The sequence below is a fragment of the Sphingomonas sp. Ag1 genome, assembly GCF_000980895.1.
GTDB lineage: Bacteria > Pseudomonadota > Alphaproteobacteria > Sphingomonadales > Sphingomonadaceae > Sphingomonas > Sphingomonas panaciterrae.
Genome location: NZ_LAZX01000079.1, coordinates 46,068 through 55,309, shown reverse-complemented (window position 1 = coordinate 55,309; position 9,242 = coordinate 46,068). Strand labels below are relative to the sequence as shown.

9 protein-coding genes are annotated in these 9,242 nt (G+C 68.1%); 3 read left to right on the top strand and 6 right to left on the bottom strand.

The features are described 5' to 3' along the window. The coding region (locus tag XM50_RS03900; protein ID WP_046407509.1) for a zinc-dependent metalloprotease at window positions 1-1,835 on the bottom strand (1,835 nt) is incomplete at its 3' end. A 188-nt stretch (window positions 1,836-2,023) separates the two neighbouring features. On the opposite strand from XM50_RS03900, the gene XM50_RS03895 reads away from it, so the two are divergent. Further along, complete coding sequence (locus tag XM50_RS03895) at window positions 2,024-2,656, top strand: NAD(P)H-binding protein (protein WP_046407508.1); 633 nt, start codon at window positions 2,024-2,026, stop codon at window positions 2,654-2,656. A gap of 83 nt (window positions 2,657-2,739) precedes the next feature. Then, on the top strand, window positions 2,740-3,369 hold the full coding sequence (locus XM50_RS03890; RefSeq protein ID WP_046407506.1) for a glutathione S-transferase family protein: 630 nt from the start codon (window positions 2,740-2,742) through the stop codon (window positions 3,367-3,369). Here XM50_RS03890 and XM50_RS03885 read toward each other — a convergent pair. From XM50_RS03885 to XM50_RS03865, 5 genes are all read right to left on the bottom strand, one after another. Beyond that, window positions 3,366-4,322 carry a Csu type fimbrial protein gene (locus tag XM50_RS03885; protein WP_082102683.1) on the bottom strand — a complete coding sequence of 319 codons (957 nt, stop codon included), beginning with the start codon at window positions 4,320-4,322 and terminating at the stop codon, window positions 3,366-3,368. The two genes, XM50_RS03890 and XM50_RS03885, sit on opposite strands and share 4 nt — an antisense overlap. Further along, window positions 4,313-5,665 carry a fimbria/pilus outer membrane usher protein gene (locus XM50_RS03880; RefSeq protein ID WP_046407499.1) on the bottom strand — a complete coding sequence of 451 codons (1,353 nt, stop codon included), beginning with the start codon at window positions 5,663-5,665 and terminating at the stop codon, window positions 4,313-4,315. The genes XM50_RS03885 and XM50_RS03880 overlap by 10 nt, the downstream gene beginning before the upstream one ends. Next, the gene (locus XM50_RS03875; protein ID WP_046407498.1) at window positions 5,629-6,522 is read right to left on the bottom strand and encodes a fimbria/pilus outer membrane usher protein; all 894 of its coding nucleotides are present in this window, start codon (window positions 6,520-6,522) and stop codon (window positions 5,629-5,631) included. Before XM50_RS03875 ends, XM50_RS03880 begins: the two co-directional genes overlap by 37 nt. 185 nt (window positions 6,523-6,707) lie before the next feature. Then, entirely contained in the window at window positions 6,708-7,430 is a 723-nt protein-coding gene (locus tag XM50_RS03870) for a fimbrial biogenesis chaperone (RefSeq protein ID WP_046407497.1), read from the bottom strand. 11 nt (window positions 7,431-7,441) lie between these two features. After that, window positions 7,442-7,957 carry a Csu type fimbrial protein gene (locus tag XM50_RS03865; RefSeq protein ID WP_197075330.1) on the bottom strand — a complete coding sequence of 172 codons (516 nt, stop codon included), beginning with the start codon at window positions 7,955-7,957 and terminating at the stop codon, window positions 7,442-7,444. A gap of 215 nt (window positions 7,958-8,172) precedes the next feature. On the opposite strand from XM50_RS03865, the gene XM50_RS03860 reads away from it, so the two are divergent. Further along, a complete protein-coding gene (locus XM50_RS03860) occupies window positions 8,173-9,240 on the top strand; it encodes a tyrosine-type recombinase/integrase (RefSeq protein ID WP_046407494.1) in 1,068 nt (355 codons plus the stop codon). Window positions 9,241-9,242: the final 2 nt, after the last annotated feature.

The following is a 9,242-nucleotide window of genomic DNA, read 5'->3' as shown; positions in this document are numbered from 1 at the left end:
GCCGCCGCCGCCGGATCGCCCGCGCCCCCCGCCACGGCATAGGTCGACGTCGCGCCGCCCAGCAGCTTGCCCGCCGCTTCCACCTGGTAGCGGTGGAGCAGCCAGATCGGCACGAACTTGCGCCGCAGCGCCGCGACCGGCTCGCCCGTCGCCAGCGCGCGCGGGCCGAAGCGTGCGATCGCCGCGGCGCGTACCGCCATCATCCGCTCCAGCTCGGCGACCGGGTCCGCGCCGTCGTCCCACAGGCTGCCCCATGGCTGCGACGCGGACACGACGCGCGAATTCTCGTCGGAAACGAACCGCAGGCCCTTGGCTTCCGCCGCCGCCGCCTTGGCCCGCGCCGCCGCGTCGGGATTGCCGCCTGCGGGGTCGCCGTACAGCCAGTCGATCGCATGATGGTCCCATGCGCCCAGCCCGACGCCATAGGCATCGCTCAGGTCCGGCGCACCATTGACCAGCCCGATGCGCGGCGCGGGATAATCCATCACCGATGCGCGATCCTGCGTGCTGCCGGCGAAATTGTGCTGCAGCCCCAGCGCATGGCCCACCTCATGCGCGGCGAGCTGCCGGATGCGCGCCAGCGCGACCTGCGCCGGATCGTTCGGCCCGCCCGTCCCGGTCTTGTCCGCTCCGACCAGCCCTTCGTAGATCAGCATGTCCTGCCGCACGCGCAGCGACCCCAGCAGCACCGATCCCTTCAGGATCTCGCCGGTGCGCGGGTCGGACACGGCATAGCCATAGGACCAGCCCCGCGTCGCGCGATTGACCCAGTTGACGACATTGTACCGCATGTCGAGCGGGTCGGCCCCGTCGGGCAGGATCTCGACGCGATAGGCATCGATATATCCCGCCGCCTCGAACGCCGCCTTCCACCACGATGCGCCTTCCAGCAGCGCGGTGCGGATCGGCTCGGGCGCGGCATTGTCGATATAGAAGGTGATCGGCGTCTTCACGCGCGATCGCGGCGCGGCGGGGTCGACCCGTTCCAGCCGGAAACGGTTGGACAGGTTCTGCACGATCTGCCCGCCCAGCGGCGCACCGAAATCAAGCACTTGCGTCGCGAAGCTGCCGCCGCGCGGGTCGAACGCGCGGGTGACATAGCCCGGCGTCGGCATCGCGACGAAGCTGTGCCGCACCACCATCGTCACTTGCCGCGGGTCGGGCGCGATGTTGCGCACCTCCGCGCCGGGCGTCTCGCTGGCATAGGTCTGCCGCGCCTCGAACTCGAGGTTCAGCGGAAAGGCCCGGACATTGTTGGTGTCGGCCGCGCTCAGCGCCTCGACCAGCTTCCAGCCCTTTTCGCCCCCGCTGTTGAGCTGCGCGGTGATCCCCTTGGTGTCGCGCGCCAGGAACGGCGCGATGTCGACCAGCAATGTGCCGTCGGCGGCATCGATCGCATCGCCCAGCCAAAGCGTGGAGGTGGCAAAGGCATCGCTCGCCGCTGCCTGCTCCGCGGCCGAGCCATTGGTGGCGCGGAACCGCGGGTTGGCGAGCTCGAACGCGATCTTCTTGCCCAGCCGCCGGATCACCAGCTCCTGCGCCGGCCCCGGCTGCGCGCGATCAAGCCCGATCGGGGCGGAGCCAAGCCCGGTGCGCAGCGCATTGATATACAGCAGCCGTGTCGCCACCCCGTCGCGCCCCGGCGCCGGCAGCGCCAGCAGGATGCGCCCGCCCTTGCGATCGACATGCACCGGCAGCAACCCGTCCAGCCGCTCGGTCCCGCCGCGCGGATCGCCCGCCGGCAGGCGCTGGGTGGCGGGGCGATCCGCCGCGCTCGCCGCGACCGGCGCGACCATGGCAAACAGAATGCTGACGGCGATGGATGTACGGATCATTTTTCCCCCCGGCGGGCGTCGTGCCGGATGGAAGCGCCTGCGGCAAGGGTGCTGGCCGGCGCATCGCGCCCCGTGGCCAAATCGCGCCGGCAACAGGCCGCACCCCGGCCGCTCGCGCTGCGCTCGCGGCCGCCGCGCACCCGCCCAATTGGTCGACAGCGTGCGTCCGATTGCCTAGCCTCGCGCGCATGGTCACGCGCATCATCATGGCCGGCGGCACGGGCCTGGTCGGCGGCCTCCTCACCGCCCGCCTCCGCCGCCGTCCCGACGTCACGCTCGACAGCCTCGTGCGAAATCCCCGGCAGCCCGTGGAGCGCAAGGTGGATTTCACCGCGCTCGCCGCCCTCCCGACGGCACCCGCCGACGTCGCCATCTGCTGCCTCGGCACCACCCGCCGCGCCGCCGGATCAGCCGCCGCCTTCCGCCGCGTCGACCATGATTATGTCCTCGCCTTCGCCCGCCTCGCCCGTGATGTGGGGGCGCATCATTTCATCATGGTCAGCTCGGTCGGTGCCGGCGGCCGCGGCCTGTATCTTGCCACCAAGGGTGAGGCCGAAGCGGGCGTCGCCACACTCGGCTTCGACCGGGTGGACATCCTTCGCCCCAGCCTGCTCCTCGGCCCACGCGCGGAGCGCCGCCCTGGGGAGTGGCTGGCGCAGCGTATCGCCCCCTTGCTCGACCCGCTGCTCCCCGGCCCGCTCGGCCGCTACGCCGCGCTCGAAGCCGCGATCGTGGCGGCGGCGATCGACCGGCTGACGACGTGCACCGCCCCCGGCGTGTACCGCCACCACGTCCCCGACATCCGCCGCCTCGCCAGCTAAAGCGGTACCGCGCCGCCCCGGATACGCCTATGATCGCCCCGCCACGATCGGGTCGCACGCAGCAACGGCGGAAGGGACGACGCATGATCACCATCTGGGGCGGACAGATTTCGCGCTCGATCCGGGTCGTCTGGCTGCTGGAGGAAATGGGCCTGCCCTATGAGGTGCGGCAGGTCGACATGCTGGCTGAAGAACGCGACCCCCAGTTCCTGGCCCTCAACCCGGCCGACTATATCCCCGTGCTGCAGGACGGTCCGGTGACGATGGTCGAATCGATCGCGATCATGGAATATCTGCTCGCCCGCCACGGCCCGACGCCGCTGGCCCCCGCGCCGCATGATCCCGGCTTTCCCGCCTATCAGCAGTTCCTTCACCTCGGTGAGGCGGGGCTGGCGACGCTGATGATGCCCGCCATCGTCAGCCGCTTCATGGCCCCGCCGGCTGAGCGCGACAATTGGGCCGCGCGCTGGTGCCTGCAATCCTTCCGGAAACGCGTGACGCTGGTCGAGCGGCGGCTCGCTGAGGCGCCTTATCTGGCCGGGGACAGGTTCACCGCGGCAGATATTTCCGTGACATACGCCTTCATGCTCGGGCAGCGTCATTGCGACCTCACGCTCAGCCCGGCGGCTAGGGATTACCTCGCGCGCACCACCGGCCGCGACGCCTATGGGCGCGCGCTGGAGCGTTCGCACGAGGGCGTTGCAACCAGCTAGAAACCTAGCGTGACCACCACGAAATCGGAATATTGCCCGACCGGCGGCAGCGCGCCGATCTCCACCGGGCCATAGACCGGAACGGTCTGCGCCGCGCCCGTGCCGGCACCCGTCACCGACCCGTCGATCGCGAACGTGTCGGTGCGCGCGGCATCACGGTACAGTCGATAGGGAACAAGGTTGCCGTCCGCATCCTGCATGCGTCGCTCGGTCCCCGCGGCATGGCGCCCGCCATCGAAACTGAGCGTCCAGCCGCGGTTCGGCGGGCACACCAGCTGCACCGATCCCGCCGCATCGATCTGGTCGCGAAAGCCCGCCAGCTCGCCAAAGTCGATGTCGCCGATCGTGCCGAGCGTGCATGCCTCGATCAACGTGGCGCGCACGCTCAGCGTCACGTCAATCCCTGAAAAATCGGGCGCGTTACGCTGGCAGATGCTTGTGCCGGTGGTAAGAATGCCGATCAACGTATTGTAGAAGAAGGCCGAATAGCTGCCCGGGGGCGCGGCCTGTCCGGGGGGTATTCGCCCGTAATACGTGAAGGTGCCGGATGTCCTGCCATTGGCGGCAATGGCCACGTTCGCCGTCAGCAGCGTGCTGCTGTCCCACAGCTCGTTTCCGGCACTGTCGACATAGACGTTGAAGTCCAGGAAGATGGGAGAGCTGCCGATCATCTTGGGCTGCTGCGGTGTTCCCGGGTAGCTTGGCGTGCCGATCGCGGCGCACAAGGTGAAGGCGACGGGGGTGGGGTCGAAGTTGGTGCAGGTCCAGTTGATCGTCCCCCGTGCCGTAAGGGCCGAGCCGAAATCGAGCGTCGGCTGATCGGCCTGGCAAAAGGCGTTGGCCTTCGCCTCCTGCGGGACGAGAAGGATCGCGAGGATAGCGCCGATGATCGCCAGCCACAGGCAGCGGCACGCCACAGGAGTCAGGAGCCGCTTCGCTGACCCTAGCGGCATGTGACCGGCCCGATCTCTACCTGCCGGCCCTCAGCGGGTTGATAATCGAACTGCGCGGCGCAGGTGCCGCCCCCGTCGATCTGCACGTCGAGCTCGTTTGAGCTGCCCAGTCCGGTGAGATACACCCGCCCGTCATAGCCGACGACCGTCGGCTCGCCGCCGCCCCGCACCGTGACGGTTGTGCCCACCGGCAGAACACGCCCCGCCGCATCGACGAGGACCACGACCGCGCTATTTTCGCGCGCCACGCCGAAATCGATCACCACCCCGCCAAGTGGCGCGGGCACCACCACCGCGTCGGTACGGGCCGGCCGCACATCCACCGGCAGCAGGGTGGGGTCGATCGAGACGGTGTTGGGCTGCAGCGGATCAAGGTCCGTCACCAGTGCCGCGCCGCGCTTGTTCGTCCGCGTCACCAGCTTGGTATTCGACAACACCGGAGTGTTGGCTCCGGCTCCGGTGACCACGGCAAAGCTCGTGTCGATGCGCGGGGCGGCATAAATGCCGTTCATGGCGACGATCGAGCCTTCGGCATAAGCGGTGGCGTGGACGTCGCCGCCATATTGCTCGATCCCCGCCTCCAGCGTGGCGAAGCGGGCAAGGTAGGCGACATTGGCGGCGCGATAGGTGTCGCTCGGCCCGGACAGCGCCTGGTTGCTCGTCACGGTCCAGCCGAACGATCCCCGCCTGACCCCCGGGGAGCGCCAAGCCCGCGTCTGAAGCCGCGCGCCACGGTCTGTCCGCGAGACGGAGGCGGAGGCTGATCCGCTGCGCCCCAGCGGAAAGGTGATGCCGGCAAAGACGCCCCAGTCGCGACCGCTCCCGAAATCCTTGTACCCGTTGATCCAGATCGACGAGCGCCTGAACACGGGGCGGAACAGCGACAGGCTGGCGATCCGCAGGTCATCATCCCCTAGCCGAGCATGAGCGTAGTTGAGGTTCACCCCGGTGCGCAGGATAGAGAAATTGGCGCCGAACCGCTTCACCCGCCGGGAAAATGACAGAAGCGCCGGCAGCGTCGGATCCGGTGCGACGACCAGATCGGGCGAGCGATTGGTCAGTTGTTCGCGCGTCAGCGTCGCGCTGGCGATGTCCTGGTAGCGGCTGTCGGCATCCTCGATGCCACCGAACAGGTTGATCCCGGCCACCCGAGCCTGAACGTCGATCCGACGCCGGATGCCGATCCTGCCCTGGAAGCGGCTGACGGCGAGCCCGGCGGTAAGCGAGCCCCAGTCCCCCAGCCGGGTGATGCCCCCCAGGCTCGCATTCCACAGGCCGCGCGTACCCTCGACATGGCCGAGCACGGTCAGCAGGTCGGAAAGGCCGTAAGCGACCGTGCCCAACGCGGCGAAATCCGGATAATAATCAACGACCGTGTCCCGCAGTTTCGCCGCGGAAAACCCGCCTCGAGCGAGAAGCCGATCCGACCCTTCGGCAGGAGGTTAGGGACGAAGAACAGCGGTTTGGTAATTTTGGTCTCGCGGCCGCTGGCATCGGTCAGCACCACCGTCGCGGTCGCACCGCCGCCCAGATTGGGAAGCGACCGGAACTCGAACGGGCCCCGTCCGACCTGCCCTGAAAAATAGCGCAGGCCGTTCAGGTACAAATCGACGCTCGAGGGGACAGCGGCGGAGGCGGTCAGGACCGGCAGCGCGGTGGCGACCAGATCGGGCCGCTCATTGTAGTTGCGGCGGATCTGCACGCCCGCCATCCGATAGGCGGTGGCGAGCTGCCCTCCATCGGCAATCGTATCGCCCACGGTCATCGCCAGCACGCGGCGCACGTCGACATAGCGCCATTGCGTGTCGAGCCGGACATGTTCGAAGCCGCCCTTGCTGGGCGGGCGCCAATTGGCAAAGCCGGTGGTCTGACCAACGCCGTACCGGCTGATGAAGCGGAAGTCGTATTGGCCTGTCGCATGGAGCCCCGCGCGCGAGCCATCGACGAAGAGGTTATAGTTGAGGACCGCGCCGGTACTCGTCTCGACGCTGTCCGGATTGAGCGGTGGCTGAAGCGCGGACTCGTCAAGAACGACCGGAACCAGCGCCTTTTCGCCCGCCTCGAACGACAGCGACTGCGTGGACTCTCGGTACTGAACGTTGACACCCGGAAGGTCGGCCAGCTTCACCAACTGCTCGCCCGGCGGGATACCCAGGCGGCGCAGATCGAACCCCAGCAGTCGCAAACGCTCCGCCGTCATTGCCAGCGCTTCCGTCCGGAAGGCGGGTCACCTGCCACAAGAACGGTGAGACCCTGCCGTTCACCCTCACCGCCAGAACAAGTTCGACGTCCTGCGTCGCCGGGGTCTCCTGTGCGGCGGCGGCACCGCCCGATACCACGATGAGACAGGTGGCAACGGCAACCTTGATCCCACAAAAGAACCGCTCACCGGGTGGCGATCGTGGTCGCTTGCCTGATCTCACGACCGCCGACTCCTGCGACCAGCGTCACATTGCTATCCGCAGTCGGAAGCACCGCCCCGGCGGGGGCGACCCAGCGCCGCGTGGCGCCGGGGAGAACATAGCCATTGAGGCCGCTCCCGAAACTGATCGGTGCCTGGGCGCCCTCGAGCCGCAGATTATCGATGCGGGCGTGACTGCGGCCGGAGTTGGTCGCCTCGATCACCAACTGCCCGCCCGAGCGATATGCCCGCCAGGCGAGTGCGGGCTGCGGATCACCGTCGCGGAAGAACGCCGGCAGGTCGTAGCGCAATCGGACGTCCACCTCACCGCCGCCCGACGGCATCTGCCGGGCAGGCGGTGGAAGCTCGTCAATCCAGAGCCGGTAGCTCCTTTCACCCATGGAGACCGGGCCGGCGGTTCGCGCAATCCGGACGGTGTAGCTGGCGCCCGGCGGGATCGTCATCGCCGGGGGGCTCGCGACAACCTCGGTTGTGGGGGCGATCTGATCCTGGCCGTTCACCTGGGTCCAATCGAACACGCGGACTTGCAGGTTCATGGGACGAGCGCCACGATTCTGCACGCTGACGGCGGACGCCTGCGCCGGCGACGTCACCTCCACCGTCAGCGGCTGAACGCGAAGCGCGGTCTGCGCTGTCACCGGCGTCGCGCCAAGTGCAAGGAGCAGGGATGCCGATTGCAGGCGCATCGTCCAACCTTTCAAAACGAGACCGTAACCGTGACGACGTCCCGGTAGGTGGCGGGCGTCGGCGCAGCCTGTGCCGGCACCCGGCCGAATACCTGGATTGCTTCGGGCGTCCCGGTGCCAGTTCCGGACAGGGTCGACAGGATGTTGGCCCGCGCGGCATCCGAATAGATCTGGTATCGAACGAGCTCGGTTCCGCCTTCAAGCTGCATGGCGCGATCGCTGATCGCCGTGGCATGTTGCCCCGCGTCAAAGGTCACCGAATAGGTGACGCCGGGGTTGCAGAGCACCTCCAATGCATTCGGGCCCGATGTGCCGGTATCCTCATCGATTGCGTCCAGCAGCAATTGGGTTGAGCCGAAATCGAGGAGCGCACTGCCGATCCCGCCGCTGGAGGATCCCGAAACCTCGCACGATGCGGTGACGAGGAGCTTCACCTGCAGCTCGCCGGTCACGGTGGATGCAAGCTGCGCGTGGGCGCCGCCGCTCCACAGCAGGATCGGGGCAGCGACAAGAGCATAAGCGCGCACGGACTTCACTCCTATATAACAAAGCCCAAGCAACTGCCTGCCGGCCCGGAAGATGATCGATTCCTTTGCGCCGCAGCTTTGAGTGATCGCCGATCTTCGATCCGTAATGTTACGCGTGCGAGAGCGCTGAGAAGCAGCAGCTGCGCACTAGCGATAATGTCCGCTATCACTAGTGCGGTTGACCGGACGCGCGTCGTCGCGCACGGTCGAAAACAATGAACGCGTTGCTGCCATTTGCCGATGACGTGACCGGGTCGGGCATCGTTGCGATCGACGCCGATGTGATCGATGCGGCGCGCCGCGCGATGAGCCCCAATTCGTGGCGCGCGCTGCGCGCCGACATTCGCGTGTTCGCCGGTTGGTGTGCCGCACGCGGACTAATGACATTGCCCGCCTTGCCTGCGACCGTCGCGACGTTCCTCGCCGATCAGGCCGATCACGGAAAGAAGGCGGCCACGCTGGCGCGCTATACGGCGTCGATCGCGCGGCTGCATGCGCTGGCCGACCAACCCGATCCCACCCGTACCGAGCGTGTGCGTCTTGAGCTGAAGGCGCAGCGACGCGCGCTGGGGGTGCGGCAGCGACAGGCGCGCGGGCTGCGTTTCCGCGGCGAGGTTGCCGATCCGCTGGCGGCCGCCGGGCCAGTCGGCGTCTGCGTCGAAGCGATGCTGGCGGCGACCGGCGACGATCTGCCGGGTCAGCGTAATCGCGCGCTGCTCAGCCTTGCGTTCGACACCGGCCTGCGACGCTCGGAGATCGTCGCGATCCGCTGGCCGCATGTGGAGCGCGGTGGCGCGGGCGGCGGCAGGTTGTTCGTGCCGCGCTCCAAGGCAGATCAGGAGGGGGCGGGCGCCTACGCTTATCTCTCCGCCAGGACGATGACCGCGCTGGGCGAGTGGCGCGCGGCATGTGGCGGGCGCAGCGACGGCGCGCTGTTTCGCCGCCTCCATCGGACGCGTGACAAGTCGGGCGCCGATATCTGGAGCGTCGGCGCCGCGCTCTCCGCGCAATCCGTGACTCTTATATATAGGGCGATGCTGGACGCGGCCCATGCGGCGGGGCTGCTGGGAATGATCGACAGCGCCGATTTCGACATCTGGCGCGCGAGCCTCACCGCGCACTCAACGCGCGTCGGGCTGACGCAGGACCTCTTCGCCAGCGGGCAGGACCTCGCCGGGATCATGCAGGCGCTGCGCTGGAAATCCCCCGCCCAGCCGGCGCGCTACGCTCAGGCGCTCGCCGTCGAGTCAAATGCCGCTGCCAAGGTGGTCGGCAAGTTATAGCC